This is a genomic window from Nostoc sp., assembly GCF_036917775.1.
Classification (GTDB): Bacteria; Cyanobacteriota; Cyanobacteriia; order Cyanobacteriales; family Nostocaceae; genus Nostoc.
Window position 1 is genome coordinate 1 of the sequence record NZ_JBALEQ010000154.1, and the last position, 20,124, is coordinate 20,124.

The following is a 20,124-nucleotide window of genomic DNA, read 5'->3' on the forward strand; positions in this document are numbered from 1 at the left end:
TATTATAGCGCTCCTTTTTAGGTTTGTTAACTTATTGCTCTGTTATTCTCAAACTGCATTGCTTTTGAGGGGTAAGACCCCCTATTCGCCAACAGTATCCTCGAAGAAGTCGGGGATCTGAATAATCTGTAGTGGAAAGTGCGTAGGCGTAGCCCGTCGTAGACATCGCTGTATTAGTTAACCCCGACGAAACCAGCTTGCTCAATTGCTCTTTGTCCCTGGTCAGTTAATAAAAGATTGGCATAAGTATCCCCAATCTGCTGTTCTCGACCTTTATTCTGCTTAATAATCACAAATAAATTAGCAATTATGGGATAGCTGCCATTTTTGATAGCTTCAGTATTTAGCTGGTTGCGCTGACGCGGACATTGCTCAGGCGACACCATCGGTTCCCGATAGGGGGGAATTAATTGACCAGCAGTCTGACCCAATGGCAAAGCCTTCACACTACATTGAGGCACTACTGAACGGGCAGAACCGTAATATACACCACCAGGGATTTTACTGAGTTGGCGCACTGCCTCTGTAGTAGAGTAGACATATTGTACATTCGAGCCAAGTGCTTGCCCTTTCAAGTCGCTGTTGCTAGGGAATATTACTGTATCTGCGTCCTCTGGTCGTTGAGATAAAGGTGTGATGGGTAGGTTTGGCCCGCCTACTTGATTCCAGTTAGTAATTTTCCCCAAATAAATCTGCTGCAATTGCTCAACAGTTAAACCTGACACTTTCAGGGATGGGTTGACTACCACTGCTATTCCATCCATACCTATCTGACGTTGCTCAAGGGTAAAGCCTCGCGCTTTTGCCATAGCTTGTTCTTCATCTGTAAGGGGACGAGAAGACTGAGCAAAGTCTAGTTTCCCATCAAGTAACATCCGAATGCCTGAGCTAGAACCAGGGCTAGCATTAACAGGGTCTACATAACGTAATTGTAGTTCCGGGCGATCGCTCTGGATCTGAGAATCTACCAATTGCCGAATAGATGCCCAAGCTGTACTTCCTCCGTAGTTAAATGAGGCAGTGGGAACATCTGCAACTGTCTGAAAACTGGATGCGGTGTTAGAGACGGTCTTGAAATTTTGATTAGAAGAAGAGTTAACGTTATTACGGGACAATAAATTCGGCTTTAGTAACCACCAAAGCAGCCCGCCAATAACCATCAGTGTCAACACTTTACCAATAATCAAACCTCTAAGAAAGAGGGCTATTTCGCTGTTAATTAAAGCTTTTTTTTGATTTGTATTGTCCATATTTTTAAATTTTGTTTATTATATTGATTTTACAGGAATTTCTAAGTGATTATCCTAGAATAATTTTTAGAATATTTAGATTTAAATTAAATACCTAATAGCTAGATAATAGATATTTTTATGATTGCTGCTAGATTATTAACTGTTTCTAATGTCTGGACTCATATTTGAATTTTGCGAAGCTAGACCTCTCGCGCTTGCGCTACACGCACCACAAAAATAAATCTGGCTACACTATGCTGCACGAACATAAATTAGAGTTGATTGCTATCATGAGATTCAATTTGATTTTTAGTAGTATTTGCAATGCTGCAATTGTTTTTACAGACTCCTTTTTTAGATGCTGATTTGGCTATTAGGCTATTGATATTGGCATTAGTAAAGCGTTGCTCAACAAATTTTTCTATAAAATTATTTAATTGAGTAGGTTGGTTTGGAGACGATGCACCTGTATGAATAAATGTATAGATTAAAATTAATACTATAAAACTAGTGGTAGCGCCAAGCCCTATTCCTAGAAACAAAAGAAAGTTTCTATAATTTAGCAAATAAGTATCATCAGCATTTTGGTTGATGCCAGCAGATTCTGATGAGTGTGGCAACGGCAGAGCAGAATTAAGTGCTTGCAAGGCTTCTGCGGCAGACTGATAACGCTGGTTGTAGCGATCGCGAACCATTGTATCTAAAATATTTGCCAGAGCATCACTTACCTGTACCTGATCGCGCCAGAGAACTTCTCCAGTATTGGGATCTTCTTTTATTTGCTCAGGAATTAAACCTGTCAAAGCTTGAATGCCTATCATCCCTACTGCGTAGATATCGCTGCAAAGTTTTGGCTTTCCTTTAGCCTGTTCGCTTGGCATATAACCAGGAGTCCCAACAGCAATTGTTAAACCTGCTCCCAAAGCACCAATTTTCTTAATACTCCCAAAGTCAATTAGCACAATCTTCTGATCGGAGTGCCGCCGCATCAAATTTTGGGGCTTAATATCCCGATGAATAATGTTATTTTGGTGAACGAATGCCAACACTTCCAGGATGTCTTTTAATAAACTTAAGACTGCATTCTCGCTCAGACGCTGACCTGATACAATTTCTTGGGTTAACGCATGACCATCAATAAATTCCTGAACTAAATAGAAATCTCCATCTTCATCAAAATGGGCAAACAGTCTAGGAATTTGATCGTGGTCGTTGCCTAGCTGGTATAAAACTTCTGCTTCTCGATCAAATAACTTTTTAGCGATGGGTAGAACAGCAGGATTGGAATCTTTTGGTTGAAAATGTTTGACCACACAATGGGGTTGTCCTGGTAAATCTAGGTCTACGGCTAAGTATGTATCACCAGAGCCTCCGCTTCCTAAGTGTTTGATAATTTCAAAGCGATTACGAAGGGTTTTTCTGGTGAGAGAGTATTGCTGCCTGTTACGTCTAGCACCTGCTAACAAGTAAGTCTTACCAGAACCTCCGCTTTCGAGCAGTTTGACAGTCTCAAAGCGACTCCGAAGTTTTTTTCTAACTAGAGGGTTCTGGCTCATGTGGCGTATACTACTTGTTAATTTACTGACCATTCAGAGCTTGGGTGAGGTATGAATACCTGCCGCTAGATTTGTTACTATTTGAGGAATTTAGCTTCTCAGGTAAACCATACTTTGAAGCATTTTCATGGCTAGCTCCTTAATTTGGCTAATTTGATACCTCTTACAGATATCTTAATATAAATATAAAATTTATTTTTGGAATAATTCAATAATTTTATCACTTAAGTAAATTTAACACTAGTCTCCACTATTTATAACTGTAGACAGAAGACAACATTCTGCAATAACTCAGTTGTATTTAAAAGAGTAATAGTGGGAGTAGTTTAAATTTGTTTTAGTATATTTTCTATAAACATTGCTAAGTAAAAAATAAAAATATTAATTAAAAAAGCCCCCTATTGGGGGCCTATTAAGTTGTTCGCGTGGAATAAACAACTAAATAATTAATACTCACAGAAGATAGAGTAATCCGAACAAAATAATCCAAATCACGTCAACGAAGTGCCAGTAGATTTCGGCTGCTTCAATGCCAAAGTGCTTTTCGTTACTGTAGTGACCCGGAACGCGCGATCGCCACAACACGGCAACAATAGCCAAAACGCCTATAGTAACGTGCAATCCGTGGAAACCAGTCAAAACGTAAAATGAACTAGCAAATAAATTGGTAGTTAAACCAAATTCTAAATGGGTATATTCATATACTTGACCCACTAAGAAAATAGCACCCATTACAGCGGTGATTGCTAACCACATTCGCGCACCCCGGGTATCGTTCTTTTTAATAGCAGTGTCAGCATTGTGCATGACAAAACTACTAGAAATTAGATTGATGGTGTTGACTCCAGGGAGCAATAGTTCTAATTCTGGAGTACCTGCTGGCGGCCACACAGGTAAGGTAGCACGGAAAGCTAAGTAGGCTCCGAACAGACCCATAAAAATCATCCCTTCAGCAATCAGGAAGACATATAATCCAAATAGCCGATGATCTGGATGTTCTTCATGATGACCGACGGAGGTTTCCGCCGCGTGGTGATGATTTAGTTCGGTTTTAGCTGGGTCAATAATTTGACTTTGCATGAATTTTGATAAGTGGGGAATGGGGAATGGGGAATGGGGAATGGGAAGAGAATTAATTAACCAGTTCCCAGTCCCCAGTCGCAGTTTATTTGCGGTCTTCGGGATTGGCAGCAACGGCTGGATCGGGTTCTGCTCTTAATACTGAGTTTGGCCCGCCAGACAAGATTGGATTGGGATCGTATAAGGGTACATCTTCATTAGCCCTTTCCAAGCCGTAGTCGTAGGGGCCTGTAGCTAGTACTGGAGTTTGATCAAAATTCTCGATCGCAGGTGGTGAAGTTGTCATCCATTCTAAGGTAAGTGCCCTCCAAGGATTATTAGCAGCTTTCTCACCGTACAACCAACTCCAAACGGCATTGATGATGAAGGGGAATGTCGAAATTGCGAGTATGTAAGAACCATACGTACAAATTTCGTTCAATGTTGTGAATTTGGGATCGTATTGGGCGATACGGCGATTCATGCCCATTAAACCCAATTTGTGCATGGGTAAGAAGGTCATGTTTAGACCGACAATAGTTAAGGCAAAGTGAACCTTACCCCAAAATTCGTTGATCATCCGTCCCGTCATTTTTGGGAACCAATGGTAGATGGCAGCGAAAATGCCTAAAACACTACCACCAAATAGCACATAGTGCAAGTGGGCCACCACAAAATAGGTATCGTGAACGTGAATGTCAAAGGGCACTGATGCCAACATCACGCCACTGATACCGCCAATTACAAAGGTGCCAACAAAGCCGATGGCGAACAACATCGCACTGTTAAGCTGGATTTTTCCACCCCACATGGTTGCTAACCAGCTAAATATTTTAATCCCTGTGGGTACGGCGATGATCATGGTCGTGATCATAAAGAACATCCGCAACCAGCCGGGGATACCACTGGTAAACATATGGTGCGCCCAAACGATTAGCCCCAAAAAGCTGATTGCTAGGGATGAATAAGCGATCGCTTTATAGCCAAAAATCGGCTTGCGGGAATGCACCGGGATAATTTCTGAAATTGCCCCAAAGAAGGGCAAAATCATGATGTAAACGGCTGGGTGGGAGTAAAACCAGAACATATGCTGGTATACAACCGGGTCGCCACCGCCAGTTGGGTTAAAAAATGTTGTCCCGGCAATTAAGTCAAAGGAAAGCAGAATTAGACCGGCTGCAAGAACTGGGGTGGATACCAAAACTAGCGCCGAAGTTGCAAACATTGCCCAGCAGAACAAGGGCATTTTGTGTATGTCCATGCTGGGGATACGCATCTTCAGCAATGTGACAAGGAAATTTATCGCCCCCAAAATTGAGGACGTACCCAGCAGTAGGACACTGATAATCCAAATGCCTTGCCCCACTTGTCCTGTTACCAAACTCAGGGGAGGGTAGGAAGTCCAACCCGCATCCGGTGCATCGCCTACCGCTAAACTAGCGATCAGCAATATACCCGCAGGGGGGATCATCCAAAAGGCAACAGCATTCAGCCGAGGAAATGCCATATCTTTTGCCCCAATCATCAGGGGAATTAGATAGTTAGCAAACCCTGCCCCAGTTGGCACGATCCACAAGAAAATCATGATCGTGGCGTGCAGTGTAAACAGACTGTTGTAGACTTCGGGGGTAACAAAATCTACCTCTGGGGTTCGTAGTTCAGTACGAACCAAGTCAGCCATTACGCCGCCAATGCAGTAGAAAATAAATGAAGTGACTAGGTATTGAATCCCAATCACCTTATGGTCGGTTTGAAAGCCAAAGAAGTCTTGCCATTTTCTGATCCCATGTTCCTCATTGAGGGCGGGGATATTGGCAGTTTCTTGCAACTGAGCTTGTGTCATAGTCATTAGTCATTAGTCATTAGTCATTGGTCATTAGTCACTGGATTTTGACTAAATAACATATTGACTAATGGTGAACTTGATGGAGGATTTCTGGCTTAATTCCCATGTCCTTGGTGTAAGGAGCGAGAAATTCATGTGGGGATAAATTCGCTGGGTTAACAGCAACAGCTTGATTTAGTGTTTCTTTGCTAGCAACTAGCTGTTCTTGCATCCATTTGCCAAAGGCTTCTTCTGACTCAACAACTACTGGCGCTCTCATTGCACCGTGGTAGGGGCCACAAAGTTCGGCACAGATTAGGACATAATCTCCTGCTGTTTTGGGGGTGAAGCGAATCTCGCTTTGTCTACCGGGGATCGCATCTTGTTTCAGGCGGAACTCTGGCACCCAAAAGGCGTGGATGACATCGTTAGCTGTCATATTAATTTCCACTTCTCGCCCGATAGGGACGTGCATTTCACCTGTAGTTATACCAGTTTCAGGATAAGTGAAAATCCAGGCATATTGTAGACCTGTGACGTTGACCTGTAATTGTGCTGGTTTGCCTGCTTTATCAGGAGTTCCCCCAATTGTCGGAGCAACACTACCAACACCTGGGGCATTACGCAGTTGGGGAACTTGGTCAGCATTACGAACTTCTGCGGTAGCTGGATCTTGCATTGCCTCATCAGATTTTTCTTGATTGAGGTTGGGTTCGGTGCTGGGAGGGGTATCACTTAAAGTTGCCGCCATCGCACTTCCAGGCATTGCCATTGACTCCTGATTCATCATCGGCGCTTCATGAATAGCATGGGGATCAAAGCCACCGATTTCGTTGTAGACATCAAAGCTGTAAACAGAAATACCGATAACGATAATTGCCGGGATCGCCGTCCAGAGTATTTCTAGAGGTATATTGCCCTCAACTGGCGGGCCGTCTTCATTGTCACCTGCACGCCGACGGTATTTAAATGCGGAGTAAATCAAAACACCTTCAACGATTAGGAATATACCTGTAGAAACGATCATCATCGCGTTGAACAGACCATCCACCAATACGGCTTCATCCGTGGCTGCTGCTGGCAACAGACCGTGATTTTGACCGTACCAAAGGCTGGCTAGCGTTAGCACGATGCCAATGAGTAATGTCCAGATTGAACTTGGAATCTTCACGGCTTACTTAATTGAATTTACTACGTTATCTTAAAGCTGCCCACTTACTAAGGTAGTCTAGGCTGCAAGGTATAGAGTCCAAAGGTCTGAAATTTTTATTAATTTTTTTACTTTTTTTACTAATGTTGGGTACAAGGTGACTATCAGGAGGCAGGAGGCAAGAGGTAGAAGGAAGGTAGAAGTAACCCAGATGCCTTTAAAAGTATGCGATTAAACCATCGGGTTTTATACCCAAACCTAGAATTTTCATTCATAATTATTTCCTCCTGCCTCCTGCCCCCTAACTCCTGCCTTCTTCTAAAATTAGTGGAAAAATTTAAGGAAAAATTTAGAATGTTTAAATTAATTGTGATTAATCAATTTTTCACATCTTGAAAAATACCTAAAGCTTCAGGCAAAACTTTCCTAGAGTGATTCAAAGTATAAGTGAGTGCTAATCTATAAACCCTTAGCCTATACGCTAGGGTGAAGATGGGACACTAAAAGAAAATTGAAAATTTTAAGAGAGCCACCAAGAGCGGGCAGAAGGTATCATTCATGAGCGAATTTGTCCTACAACAACAAAATGAAGCGGCAGTTGAGCAGCAAAAGCCCAAGGAGATGATTCGGCGCTTGGTGTGGAAAATGTGCATAGCCACCTTAATTTTGATGGCAATAGGCAGTGCCACCCGCGTGATGAATGCTGGACTTGCTTGCCCAGACTGGCCCTTATGCTATGGCGAACTCGTGCCAGCCAAGCAAATGAATCTCCAGGTGTTCCTAGAGTGGTTTCACAGATTGGATGCAGCTTTAATTGGTTTAAGCGCGATCGCACTTTTTGGCTTGTCCTGGTGGCATCGTCGTTTCTTACCTAAATGGCTGCCTTGGGCATCCACATTCGCCCTATTTTTAATCGTCTTCCAAGGCATCTTGGGAGGACTCACCGTTACCGAACTGTTGCGGTTTGATATTGTTACTGCTCATTTAGGAACGGCGCTGTTATTTTTTTGCACCCTCCTGATTATCGGCACGGCACTCACCCCCTATCAGGGAAATGGAACCGTTGGTAAGTTGCCTTGGGTAGGTTTAACTGCCGCTATTCTGGTTTACCTGCAAAGTCTACTAGGTGCTTTGGTAGGCTCTCGCTGGGCACTACACCAATGCTTAGGTGGTTCTCAACTTTGTACTGTAATGTACAGCCATATTGCTGGTTTGGTGCCGCCAACAGTGACAACCTTGGCAATGGTATTTATCTGTTGGCGGACACCAGCACTACATCCAGCCTTGCGGCGACTGGCAAATATGGCTGGTGCGTTGTTAACATTACAAATCTTGTTGGGATTCGCCACTTTCAAATTACACCTCCAAGTCGAACCTCTCACCGTGTCTCACCAAGCTATAGGAGCTACTTTGCTAGGTACTTTGGTGGCTTTCACAGTTTTATCACTACGTGACTCAGTGAGTGCTGAGTCACGGGTGCTGAGTGCTGAGTAGATAGTGGGGCATTGGGCATGGGTTATTTATTCTCCTTGTCCCCTTGTCCCCCTTGTCCCCTTGTCTCTCCTGCCCTGCTCCCCACTCACTCCCCACTAAATGATGAAGGACGCAACGGCGAGTATTGCGATCTACGCAAGTGCAGAAGAAAATCTGTGTTTTCGTTTGCCTGAAAGAGCCAGCTTGAGCGGGGGCTGCATATAAGTTGTTGAAAAATAAGGAACCAGAGCCAAAATGATTGAGACTAATGTCTCTCGCCACCACGAAACATTTTTCCAGGTAGTTCAAAGTTATTACCAGCTAACAAAACCTCGGATTATTCCGTTGCTTTTGATTACCACGGCTGGGAGTATGTGGATTGCTGCTAAGGGAGAAGTAGACCCATTGCTGTTGCTAGTAACTCTCACTGGTGGCACTTTGGCTGCTGCAAGCGCCCAAACAATTAACTGTATCTACGATCGCGATATTGATTATGATATGGAGCGGACGCGCCATCGTCCGATGCCTTCCGGTAAGGTGCAGCCGCGCGATGCTCTAATTTTTGCGATCGCACTGGCGACGATTTCCTTTACACTCTTGGCAGTATTTGCCAATCTGTTAGCCGCACTGCTAGCCTTCTCTGGCATCGTCTTTTATATTTTGGTCTATACCCACTGGCTGAAACGCCACACCCCTCAGAATATCGTTGTTGGTGGTGCGGCTGGGGCAATTCCGGCTTTAGTGGGTTGGGCTGCTGTCACAGGGACATTAAGCTGGTCAGCATGGCTGATTTTTGCCATCGTCTTCTTGTGGACACCACCCCATTTCTGGGCGCTAGCTCTAATGATTAAAGATGACTACGCAAAAGTTGGGATACCAATGTTACCTGTGATTGAAGGTACTACGGCAACTGTAAAGCAGATTTGGTACTATACGCTGGTGACAGTATTTGCAACCGTGTTGTTGTTTTATCCTTTGGGCGCAAGTGGAATTCTTTATGCTGCGATCGCTGTAAGTCTGGGAGGATTATTTATCCACAAATCTTGGCGTTTGTTGCACAACTCAGAGGATCGCACTATCGCTAGAGAGTTGTTTCTTTATTCCATCTCTTACATGATGCTGTTGTGTCTGGGGATGGTAGTGGATAGTCTTCCCGTTACCCATAATCTAATTAATGCAGCGATCAATCAGTTGCATTTTATAGCTTAGGGGATGGAAAATTTAGCGATCGCGTTTGGTAAAGGGGCGCGATCGCATTTTTGGAAGTTAAAAATTATACATAATAATTAGAGTTTGGCGGATTTGCGATGTCTACGATAGGCTACGCCTACACGAGTATAATTTCACTCATAACCAAATTGATTAAAAAGCTGAATGAACTTGTAAAAAATCTAAATGTTGACAAATTACATTCATACAGGAATGCACAAAGCAACCTATGAGTTGCTTGAGGATGGAACTTTCTATGGCGAAATTCCAGAATGTCAGGGAGTGTGGGCAAACGCTGCAACACTAGAGGCTTGCCGGGAGGATTTGCAAGATGCTCTTGAAGGATGGATTATTTTAGGATTGCGTTTAGGTCATACTCTACCGATACTTGATGGCGTTGACCTGAATTTCACCAAAGAGGTTGCCTAATGCCACCCTTTGGATCGATTAATCGGCGGGATCTGATTCGTTATCTGAAAGATGCAGGTTTTGATGGCCCTTACCCAGGTGATAAACATCAATACATGGTAAAAGGTGAATTAAAGCTGACAATTCCCAATCCGCATCAGGGAGACATCAGCCCAAGCTTACTAAATAGAATATTACGTCAAGCTAATATAAGCAGAGATGAATGGGAAGCACTATAAATCAATACAGTTCAGTTAAGCAATTTTTTTCTTCTCTCTCTGTGTCCTCTGCGGCTCTGTGGTAGCCTGCGGCAAGCCGCTCCGCGTCTACGTTAAAAAAACGACTTTGACAAAGAGTGCTAGCCTGAACCCAAGCGTATTGCGTTATAAATTAGATGTTTAAAATTTATTTATTCATAAATGAATTTAGGGGATTGTACCATCAAGGAATAATTGGTGAAAATATTAAGTCGCCCATCGCGTTATTTATGTAAAATTGACAATGGGTAAGGTAATATGTACCGTTGTTTCCTGTTTATAAATACTTGAAATTGAGAACTGCCCGCCACAAAGTTCGGCGATTTTTTTGACAAGCTTTAAGCCCATACCTATACCCTGCTGTTCATAGGATTTGCGTTCAAACTGCATAAAAGCACCAATTTTAGATATCTGTTCTGCTGTCATGCCCCGTCCCACATCATGAATATAGACATTTAGCATTCCTGCCACCACCTGACTACTGATTTTGATCGCTGTCCCAGTTTTAGAGAATTTGAGCGCATTATCAACTAATTCATGGAGGATAATCGCTAAATATCGATCCGATATTAAAACCTTAGCTTCTTCAATTGCAAATATTAGATCCTTGCTACGATTAACACTTTCAGCATGAGATTTCAAATCTGCTGCGATCGCTGCCATTGAAAAATAAGTGGACTGAGGTTCAATTTGCTGCTGGTGTGTTGATAGCTCTAATTCTAAATAGATCAATAATTGTTTGGTTAATTTTTCTAGTCTCCGGGCTGATTGATCTGCCAAGTCTAAAAGTTCAAGGATTTCGGCAATATCCATGCCGTCAATATCTTCCATGAGTAGGCTGATAATTCCGACAATGCCATTTAATGGTGTATTGAGTTCATGGGGTAAAGCAGAAGCCAAATTGCGGCGCAGTTCCTTCAGTGTGCTTTCCAAGACTGTAATACTATTTGCTTGGATATCTGATAAATTTTGGATTTTGTCGTACTGTTGTTTAATCCTCAGCATTGAATGAATGCGTGCCCGCAGTTCAACAGCATTGACGGGTTTACTAATGAAATCTTCGGCACCTGATTTTAGACAGCGAGCGAGGTCTTCTTTAGCGGTGAGAGCCGTTACCATGATGATCGGAACAGGCTGCCATTTTGGTATGGCTTTGATTTGCTGACAGACTTCTATGCCATCGGTTCCTGGCATCATCACATCTAGCAAAATTACATCTGGCTGAAATAGGTTGAGAGATGCGATCGCCTCTTCACCACTGGCAGCATAGTGCAGCAGATAATTTTGCTCACTTAAAAGTGTTTCAATGACATCAAAATTATCGGGTTGATCGTCAACGACTAAAATAGAGGGCTGATTCATTTGTGATCCTTAGTTGTATTCAAAAGCTGTTGAATGGTGGTGGCCAGTTGCTTAAGCTTTATGGGTTTACTCAGGTAGTCGTTAGCTCCTGCTTTCAAACAGCGATCGCGATCGCCCGTCATCGCCAACGCTGTGAGCGCCACAATCGGAATATCAATCAAGTTAGAATCGAGGCGAATCTGTCTCATCGCCTCTAAACCGTCCATTCCCGGCATTTGAATATCCATCAAAATTAAGTCAGGGTGATGAATTTTAGCAACGTCGATGGCTTCTTGGCCATTCTGTGCCAACATAATGCGATAGCCCTTGGCTTTGAGGTAGCTAGAAACTGTACTAATATTGGCTTCGTTATCTTCTGCTAGCAAGATTAGGGGGGTAAGGCTTGCTGATTCGTCGGTGCTTGGAGAGTCTTGGTCTGAAGTAACGGCTGGTTGATCGTCTGCTGTCATTTCTGGTGAAACGCCAAAACTGGGAGTATAGGGGAGATCGATGGTGAAGCAACTGCCCACACCTAGTTCACTGGTTAGCCCCACCCTACCGCCGTGAAGTTCGACAATTCGCTTCACTAATGCCAGTCCCAAGCCTGTACCTGCATATTGACGATTTAAGGCGCTATCAATTTGCACGAAGGGCTGAAATAGATTCTTGATATTCTCTGACGAGATGCCAATGCCCGTATCGGTGACAGCAAAGTGCAAGAAATGTTGCTCTGTTAAATCAGTAGTTGAGATGTCTGGGAAAAGTTGGGTAACTTCTAAGGTAATGCGCCCCCCCTCTGGAGTGAATTTGACTGCATTGTTGAGCAGGTTAATTAACACTTGACGAATGCGGCGTTCATCCACGAGCAGATCAGGTAGATTTGCCTGAAGTTTGATTTCAAGCTGAATCCGTTTTTGTAATGCCTGTTGTTTAATAAACACCAAACTGGATTGGCACAGATGAGCCACTGGAGTTAAGGCATAGTCCAGTTTGATGTGTCCGGCTTCAATTTTTGCCACATCAAGGATGTCGGTGATCAACTCCAGCAAATGAGAGCCGCTGCGCTCAATGGTTCGCAAAGCTTTGCGTTGTTGCTCGTTGACAACACCAAAGACTTCCTCTTGTAGCCCTTCAGTCATGCCTAAGATAGCGTTTAGGGGAGTGCGGAGTTCGTGGCTCATGTTGGCCAAGAATTCGTCTTTGAGGCGAGTAGCACGAGCGAGTTCTTGGTTAGAAATTGCCAGTTGTTGATTGCTGTCAGTGAGTTTTGCTTCTGCCTGTTGTCGTTCGGCGAGTTCTTGCTGTAATTGCTCAAACAGACTCGCTTGCTGAATAGCGATCGCTAACTGGTTGGCAATTTGTTGCAAAAGTTGCGCTTCCGAGTCTTTCCAGACTCGTTTTTCTTGACAAGCATGGACAACCAAAACCCCCCAAAGCTTGTTAGTTACGCAAGGGGCAACCCAGCGATGATTTTCGCCGCCTCGCAGGTCTTGTAAGATCGGTGCGACAATTTTAGACTGGATTTGACCTTCGCGGGAGAATTCCACTAGGCAGTTTGCCCAGATATCATTCATTACATCAGCAACGATGCGGGGTTTACCCTGCCAGTAGCAATCCAGAATTTCTTGAGACCACACCTCATTGTCCCAGTGGCGGTCTTTGAGGGCAGGGAACTCACCAGATAAGGCTTCTTGGACAATTTGACTTCTACCGTCAGCAAAAAGCCGAAAGACGATGACGCGATCGCTGTGCAGTATATCCTTAACCTGCTGAGTCACCGTTGCCAGAATCTCGTTAATATCTAACGACTCCCGAATTTTTTGGATAATTGTCCCTAAAGTTTGCTGTCGCCGCAGTTGCAGGGCAATCCTCGCTTCGGTTTTCTGCCGCACCAATAGTTCAGATTGGATTTGCTCGTAGAGATTCGCTTGTTGAATAGCGATCGCCAACTGGTTAGATAACTGTTGGGTAAAGTCAATCTCAAACTGTCGCCAGTGGCGAGTTGTTGCACATTGATGGATGCACAGTAAACCCCACAACTTATCACCACAAAGCAATGGCATTATCAGATTGGCTCGCACCTGAAACTGAGCTAGGATATCAGTGTGGCAAGGAGTCATCCCACCGTTATAAATATCATCGACGACATGAAATCTGCCCAAAGCATAGAAGGATGAATAATTTTCACCAAAGCAGTGGTCATGTATCCGAATAGCAATTACTGAAGAAAAACCTTCTACAACCGATTCAGCCACAAATTCGCCGTCATCAAAGTTGGATTCAGGATAGAACTTGAAAATGCCCACCCGATCAGCCTGAATTACTTGGCGGATTTCCTGGCAAGCGGTGTCAAAAATGGTCTGGAGGTCTAGGGATTGACGAATTCGCTGGGTGATTTCTCGCAGCAATTGTTCTCGTTCAACCTGTTGGCGAATGGTTTCCTCGGCTTGTTTGCGTTCACGAAGTGCAGCTTGCTGTTGGCTTATATCCACTACTATACAAATAGTTTGATTGTCTGAGCCTGGAATAATTGCTGCTCCAATCAGGACAGGAATCTTGCTACCATCTTTGCGGTAATATTCCTTTTCCCAAGGATTGATCGCACCATGTTGCATCAGATGCTCCATCGCTATAAAATCAGCGGGGATATGTTCGGGTGGTGTCATTCCCAGCCAATCAATTGTCCCGGCATCTAGGTCATCCCTGGTGTAGCCCACCATCTGTAAAAAGCGATCGTTGGCATCGAGAATTTTCCCCTGAAAATCGGCAAAGAGCATACCGACTACACTGGAATCAAACATCTGACGGAAGCGGATTTCACTACTTTGCAGGGCGAGTTCTGCTCGTTTGCGATCACTAATATCTTGATAAGTCCCCAAAATACCAATTACTTCGCCTTTCAGGTTGCGTAAGGGTAGCTTGTTTGTTTCTAACCAAGTCATCTCACCATTGCCCAAATGTTGAGTTTCGACAATGCCGAGTTTGCTTGTACCAGAATCCATGACCTGGCGATCGTCGGCTGCGTAGAGATCCGCTTGGCTGGCTTTCCAAGGTAAGTCATGGTCTGTCTTACCGATAATTTCAGCAGACGAAGCTAGTCTGCCGGCGTTAGCAAAGTTTTGATTGCAGCCTAAATAGACCGATTCTCGATTCTTCCAAAATACAAATAGGGGAAACGTATCGAGTACAGTTTGCAGAAATTGTTGCGATTCGCGCAGGGCGTTCTCGGATTGTTTGCGCTGGGTAATGTCCCGAAAGATTCCCCGGATGGCGATCGGGATACCATCTTTAAACTGACAATTGATATTGCCCTCGACGATAATTTCTTTGCCATCTTTGGTTAAAAATCTGGTTTCCATGCCTAAGAGAGAACCAGCAAAGAGGTTTTGCATCGCTATCTGGCAATGCACAACTTCATCGGGATGAATAACCTGGAAAATGGATAATTGCTCTAGGTCGGTATCATTATATCCCAAGGTTTCTTTCCATGCCCTGTTGACAAATAAAATTCGACCATCGATAGCAATACTTTGAATCAAATCTGTGGCGTTGTTAAAGAGATCCCGCAGTTGCGCCTCTCTCGCCTGTAGTTCTTGAGTTCGCTGTTCTACCCTCTTTTCTAAGTCTTGGTTTAAGCGATGTAGTGCATTGTTTGCTGCTTGGCGCTGTAATTCTGCGGCTGCCCTGGCTGCAAATACCTGGAGGATGGCGATCGCTTCGGTACGTTGAGCTTCCCCAAAAGGCTGCATATCTAGAATACAAAGGTTGCCAATTGCATTACCAAGATTGTCTTTTAAGGCAATACCCAGATAGCTATCTGCCTCCATTGTCACCAAGTTTAAATTATCAGGAAAGAGTTCTTGAACTTGGCTTTGGCAGTAAAATTCCCCATTTAACAGGGTATACTCGCAGGGAGTGTGAGCTAAATGGTAGGAAATTGATGGCTGCAATGCTCCATTTGCCCAGAACCCCAGGGTATGAAGTTTGTCGCCCACCAGTTGGCTGACGAGAGCATAGCGGACATTCAATGCTTCGGCTATGTGGTGGACTAAGGCTGGAAAAAAGTCCTCTCCAGTAACTGCGGCAGTTCCAGTCACCAATTTTTGTAAAATCAATTCGATGCGTTGACGCTCGTGCAGTTGCTCCTGCAATTTTTGGTGGGTGGTGGCTTGCTGAAGGGCAACCGCCAATTGCACTGATAAGGCTTGCAGCAATTCGACTTCTTCCGGTTCCCAATCACGGGGGTACTGACTTTCGCTGACATTCAGCAAACCCCATAGTTGATCACCGCAGAAGAGCGGTACTAAAATTTTGGCTCGTGTCTGGAGGGCAATCAGCATATCTCGGTGACAGTCTGAGATTTTGGCTTTATAAATATCCGACACGATGCGAATCCGCCCCTGGCGGTAAATTTCAGTGTAGCCTTGTTTTAAACAGTTATCACTAACACGCTGACCCATCAGTGAGATTGAAGAATCAGTGGACTCGGCAACGGCGATGGTTTGCCAATCCCCTTCAAACCGCCAAATATTGACACGATCGCAGCCCAACAATTGCCGCACCTCTGTGACGGTACTATCCAGAATAGTTTGTAGACTCAGGGATGAGCGGATTTGTAAAGCGATCGCTAGCACCAATCTCTCCCGTTCAGCTTTCGCTATTAGGAGCATCATTCGGGCTTCAATTTGTTGTTCTAGTTCAACGGTGCGGGTTTCAAGGAGTTCGATTTTCTCTGTTTCTAACCGTACTGACTTTTTGTCTAACACCTCTGCCAACTTGTATAGCTCTAACGGGTTGAGTGCTTGTAGCAAATTAGTCTGAGTCACAATTCCCAATAGTTCACCCTGTTTCCCCGTCACCGCCAGCCTGCGGATTAAGCGTTGTTCCATAATCTGCTGCACCATCCACAGCGAATCTTTAGGTTTCACGGCAAAAATCGGCGTACTCATTACCGCCTCTGCTAGACAAGTTTTTAAGTTCAAGCTCAATGCCTGAAATTGCACAATATCGCGCTCGGTGATAATTCCCACAGGGATTTGCAGAGGTTCAGTTTCGCTACCACCTAGTTGTACAATCATGATGGAACTAACACGGTGTTTTGCCATCAGTTGAGCGATCGCTAGCATTGAACTATCTAGCGCAGCACAAATCACTTCACTCGTCATCACTTCATAAACCAGTCGCAACCGCAAAAGATCCACAGGGCGAGAAGACTGCCGCAGACTTTCATTAGTTACCAGCCCTACTACTCGTTGCTGATCGTCCAGGATCGGTAAGTGGCGAATGCGGTACTGTTGGAGCAAATTAACAGCAAAAAATAAATCGGTAAAATCAGACTCGTGCTGGGTGACGACTGGATGAGTCATCACTTCCCGAATTGCCAAATTTTCGAAATCACATTGCTGGGCAGACAGACGCACTACATCCCGTTCCGTGAAGATCCCTAGCAACTTATCTTCTTCTACTACTAATACACAACTCGATCGTGCCTCTAGATAAAGTTCATCCAGTTGCCCATCCACAGTTTTAGTTTTCTCACAAAGAGTCCGCACGCCACTCATTTGAGCGATCGCGTCCATTACCGTCGTATCTGGTTTAACTACCAGGGGATGACGGATGATCGCAGAATTCAGTCCTGATGAGGTGAGACGGTTAAACATTGATGTATTGGCAAAGTGATTTATTCTTGATTGTTCCCATTAGCAACAGGCAAGTTATAGGAATCCGGTTTGATTCCTGAATTTATTTGCGTGGGCAAGGGAATAGGGAAGAAGGCATACATCAGTACTGAGTCTTGTTCAAAAATAAAATGTCCTATATACCAATTCTCTAAAATCAGGCAATAGTCAATAATTATCGCTTTGTGCATTTTTAATTTGGAATCGGATTTTGGGAAAAGGGTAAGGGTTAAAGGTTTTTTCTTTCCCCTTTAACCGACAAGTATTGTCTGCTGTATTCATTTTTAATTTTTAATTCCGCCTTGTGGCATCTACAATCTAAAATCACTTTTGCTAGCGTAGTGATATAGGATTTATCGCTCCTCAGTAAGCTGTTGGAAGCAAAAGGATTAATATGGCTCATTTAAATCAGCGTCGTCCCCAAAATGTCAACGGCGATTTTTATGTAGATACTACCTGTATTGATTGTGATACCTGTCGCTGGATGACTCCTGAAGTGTTTTCTCGTGTTGATGAACAGTCGGCGGTTTATCATCAACCAACGAATGAAGCGGAAAGATTAGCAGCCCTGGAAGCACTTTTAGCTTGTCCTACTAGTTCTATTGGCACAGTTGAGAAACCAAAAGATATCAAAGATGCTCAACAAAGTTTTCCTATATTAGTCGCAGAAAATATTTATCACTGCGGATATCATTCTGAAAAATCTTACGGTGCTGCTAGCTATTTAATTCAACTTCCAGAAGGTAACATTTTGGTGGATTCTCCCCGGTTTACGCCGCCTTTAGTCAAGCGTTTAGAAGAACTGGGGCCGATTCGTTATATGTACCTAACTCATAAAGATGATGTGGCAGATCATCAAAAGTTTGCGGATCATTTTCAGTGCGATCGCATTCTCCATGCTGATGATATTACTGCGGATACTCGCAATGTAGAAATACAGCTAACTGGTTTAGAAGCATTTACCTTGACTCCAGATTTATTAATTATCCCAGTTCCCGGTCACACCAAAGGGCAAACCGCCCTACTCTACAAAAATAAGTTTCTCTTCACTGGCGACCATCTCGCCTGGTCAGAAAGCCTGCACCAATTAGCTGCATTCCACAGTGTCTGCTGGTATTCTTGGTCAGAACAGACTAAATCAATGCGTAACTTGGCTAATTATTCTTTTGAGTGGGTGCTACCAGGTCATGGGCGAAGGTTTCATGCTGATAAAGAAACCATGCGCCAGCAGATGCACAAGTGTATTGAGTGGATGGAATCTTTGAATTGACTAAATAATTCATAATTATTTGGTTATATGGCAAAAACCACGAAAAACCTAACTCCCTAACCCCCTTCCCGACGCGGGAAGGGGGAAATTTCAAAGTCTTTCTCCTTTAAGGCTACGGTGTACACACAAGTGCTTTCGTTCAGAACACAAGTGCTTTCGTTCAGAACATGAGGGCTTTCATTCAGAACACGAGGGCTTTCATTCAGAACACGAGGACTTTCGTTCAGAACACGAGGACTTTTGTTCAGAACACGAGGGCTTTCGTTCAGAACACGAGGACTTTCGTTCAGAACACGAGGACTTTCGTTCAGAACACGAGGACTTTTGTTCAGAACACGAGGGCTTTCGTTCAGAACACGAGGGCTTTCATTCAGAACACAAGTCTTTTTTGAGCTTTTGAGATAATTGAAACAGCTTTGCTTTTCAAGAGGGGTGGTGGGGATTAAAAGTCTGTGCAAGCCACTCCACTCTAAAAGACTTGTGTGTACACGGTAGCTTTTAAGGAGAGAGATTTAGAGAGGGCAAACTCTATTGCATACAAACCAGCGATCGCTATAACCTGGGTTTTAGCACCCTTTTAACCAAACACGGATTATGAAAAAGCTGATCAACAAGCCGGAAGACTTTGTGCGCGAAAGTCTAGAAGGTATGGCGGCGGCTCATTCTGATTTAATTAAAGTAAACTATGATCCCACTTTTGTTTATCGAGCCAATGCACCTATTCCAGGTAAAGTAGCAATTATTTCAGGTGGTGGCAGTGGACATGAACCAATGCACGCTGGCTTTGTGGGCAAAGGGATGCTTGATGCAGCTTGTCCTGGCGAAGTTTTCACTTCACCGACTCCAGACCAAATGCTTGATGCAGCAAAGCTTGTAGATGGAGGCTCTGGTATCCTTTATATCGTCAAAAATTACAGTGGCGATGTCATGAACTTTGAAATGGCAACAGAGTTAGCCCGTAGTGAAGGCATTCGATCGCTAAATATTTTGATTGATGATGATGTAGCAGTGAAAGATAGCCTCTATACCCAAGGACGGCGGGGTGTAGGCACAACAATACTAGCGGAAAAAATTTGTGGTGCGGCGGCTGAGGCTGGGTATGATTTGCCACAAATAGCAAATTTATGTCGTCGAGTAAATTTGAATGGGCGGAGTATGGGAATTGCTCTAACATCTTGTACAGTCCCCGCGAATGGAACGCCGACATTTGAATTGAGCGATCGCGAAATCGAATTAGGTATCGGTATTCACGGTGAGCCAGGAATAGAACGTACAGCCATCAAAGTAGCAGATGAGATTACCGAAGTTCTAACGCGATCGCTCCTTGAAGATACACCATACAGCCGCACACTGCGCGAGTGGGATGAAGACAAAGGAGAATGGCTAGATGTAGAACTAACAAATCTCCCATTTGCCAAAGGCGATCGCTTATTAGCTTTCGTTAATAGTATGGGTGGAACTCCGGTTTCCGAACTATATATTGTTTACCGCAAACTCGCCCAAATCTGCGAACAGCAAGGATTCCAAATTGTGCGAAACTTAATCGGCCCTTACATCACATCTCTAGAAATGCAAGGTTGTTCCATTACCCTGTTGAAATTAGATGACGAGATGATCCGATTATGGGATGCACCAGTCAAAACACCAAGTTGGCGGTGGGACTAAT

13 protein-coding genes are annotated in these 20,124 nt (G+C 43.9%); 6 read left to right on the forward strand and 7 right to left on the reverse strand.

The genetic code is table 11. From position 1 onward, the window contains the following. Positions 1-173: 173 nt before the first annotated feature. The 5 genes from V7K69_RS30470 to V7K69_RS30490 all read right to left on the reverse strand — a co-directional run bounded on the left by V7K69_RS30470 (position 174) and on the right by V7K69_RS30490 (position 6,843). Positions 174-1,250 carry a PstS family phosphate ABC transporter substrate-binding protein gene (locus tag V7K69_RS30470; RefSeq protein WP_335041577.1) on the reverse strand — a complete coding sequence of 359 codons (1,077 nt, stop codon included), beginning with the start codon at positions 1,248-1,250 and terminating at the stop codon, positions 174-176. A 254-nt stretch (positions 1,251-1,504) separates the two neighbouring features. After that, entirely contained in the window at positions 1,505-2,788 is a 1,284-nt protein-coding gene (locus V7K69_RS30475) for a serine/threonine-protein kinase (protein WP_335041579.1), read from the reverse strand. Between the two features lie 453 nt (positions 2,789-3,241). After that, positions 3,242-3,868 (reverse strand): cytochrome c oxidase subunit 3, encoded by a 627-nt coding sequence (locus V7K69_RS30480; protein WP_335041581.1) that lies wholly within the window; start codon positions 3,866-3,868, stop codon positions 3,242-3,244. Between the two features lie 85 nt (positions 3,869-3,953). Further along, the gene (gene ctaD, locus V7K69_RS30485) at positions 3,954-5,690 is read right to left on the reverse strand and encodes a cytochrome c oxidase subunit I (RefSeq protein WP_335041845.1); all 1,737 of its coding nucleotides are present in this window, start codon (positions 5,688-5,690) and stop codon (positions 3,954-3,956) included. Positions 5,691-5,757: 67 nt separating this feature from the next. Then, on the reverse strand, positions 5,758-6,843 hold the full coding sequence (locus V7K69_RS30490) for a cytochrome c oxidase subunit II (RefSeq protein WP_335041583.1): 1,086 nt from the start codon (positions 6,841-6,843) through the stop codon (positions 5,758-5,760). Between the two features lie 537 nt (positions 6,844-7,380). On the opposite strand from V7K69_RS30490, the gene V7K69_RS30495 reads away from it, so the two are divergent. From V7K69_RS30495 to V7K69_RS30510, 4 genes are all read left to right on the forward strand, one after another. Continuing rightward, positions 7,381-8,316: a COX15/CtaA family protein gene (locus V7K69_RS30495; RefSeq protein WP_335041585.1), complete on the forward strand. Its 936-nt coding sequence runs from the start codon at positions 7,381-7,383 to the stop codon at positions 8,314-8,316. 234 nt (positions 8,317-8,550) lie between these two features. Next, the gene (locus tag V7K69_RS30500; protein WP_335041587.1) at positions 8,551-9,504 is read left to right on the forward strand and encodes a heme o synthase; all 954 of its coding nucleotides are present in this window, start codon (positions 8,551-8,553) and stop codon (positions 9,502-9,504) included. Positions 9,505-9,690: 186 nt separating this feature from the next. After that, a complete protein-coding gene (locus V7K69_RS30505) occupies positions 9,691-9,933 on the forward strand; it encodes a type II toxin-antitoxin system HicB family antitoxin (RefSeq protein ID WP_322638475.1) in 243 nt (80 codons plus the stop codon). Further along, the gene (locus V7K69_RS30510) at positions 9,933-10,151 is read left to right on the forward strand and encodes a type II toxin-antitoxin system HicA family toxin (RefSeq protein ID WP_335041590.1); all 219 of its coding nucleotides are present in this window, start codon (positions 9,933-9,935) and stop codon (positions 10,149-10,151) included. Before V7K69_RS30505 ends, V7K69_RS30510 begins: the two co-directional genes overlap by 1 nt. A gap of 246 nt (positions 10,152-10,397) precedes the next feature. Here the strand turns inward: V7K69_RS30510 and V7K69_RS30515 are convergent, their stop codons facing one another. Together V7K69_RS30515 and V7K69_RS30520 are read right to left on the reverse strand one after the other, a co-directional pair. Continuing rightward, positions 10,398-11,531 carry a hybrid sensor histidine kinase/response regulator gene (locus V7K69_RS30515; protein ID WP_335041592.1) on the reverse strand — a complete coding sequence of 378 codons (1,134 nt, stop codon included), beginning with the start codon at positions 11,529-11,531 and terminating at the stop codon, positions 10,398-10,400. Then, the gene (locus V7K69_RS30520) at positions 11,528-17,170 is read right to left on the reverse strand and encodes a GAF domain-containing protein (protein WP_335041594.1); all 5,643 of its coding nucleotides are present in this window, start codon (positions 17,168-17,170) and stop codon (positions 11,528-11,530) included. The genes V7K69_RS30515 and V7K69_RS30520 overlap by 4 nt, the downstream gene beginning before the upstream one ends. A 412-nt stretch (positions 17,171-17,582) precedes the next feature. Between V7K69_RS30520 and V7K69_RS30525 the strand changes: the two genes are divergently transcribed. Together V7K69_RS30525 and dhaK are read left to right on the forward strand one after the other, a co-directional pair. Further along, positions 17,583-18,458 (forward strand): MBL fold metallo-hydrolase, encoded by an 876-nt coding sequence (locus tag V7K69_RS30525; protein WP_335041597.1) that lies wholly within the window; start codon positions 17,583-17,585, stop codon positions 18,456-18,458. 594 nt (positions 18,459-19,052) lie between these two features. Next, positions 19,053-20,123, forward strand: coding sequence for a dihydroxyacetone kinase subunit DhaK (dhaK, locus tag V7K69_RS30530; RefSeq protein ID WP_335041599.1), 1,071 nt, complete (start codon positions 19,053-19,055; stop codon positions 20,121-20,123). Position 20,124: the final 1 nt, after the last annotated feature.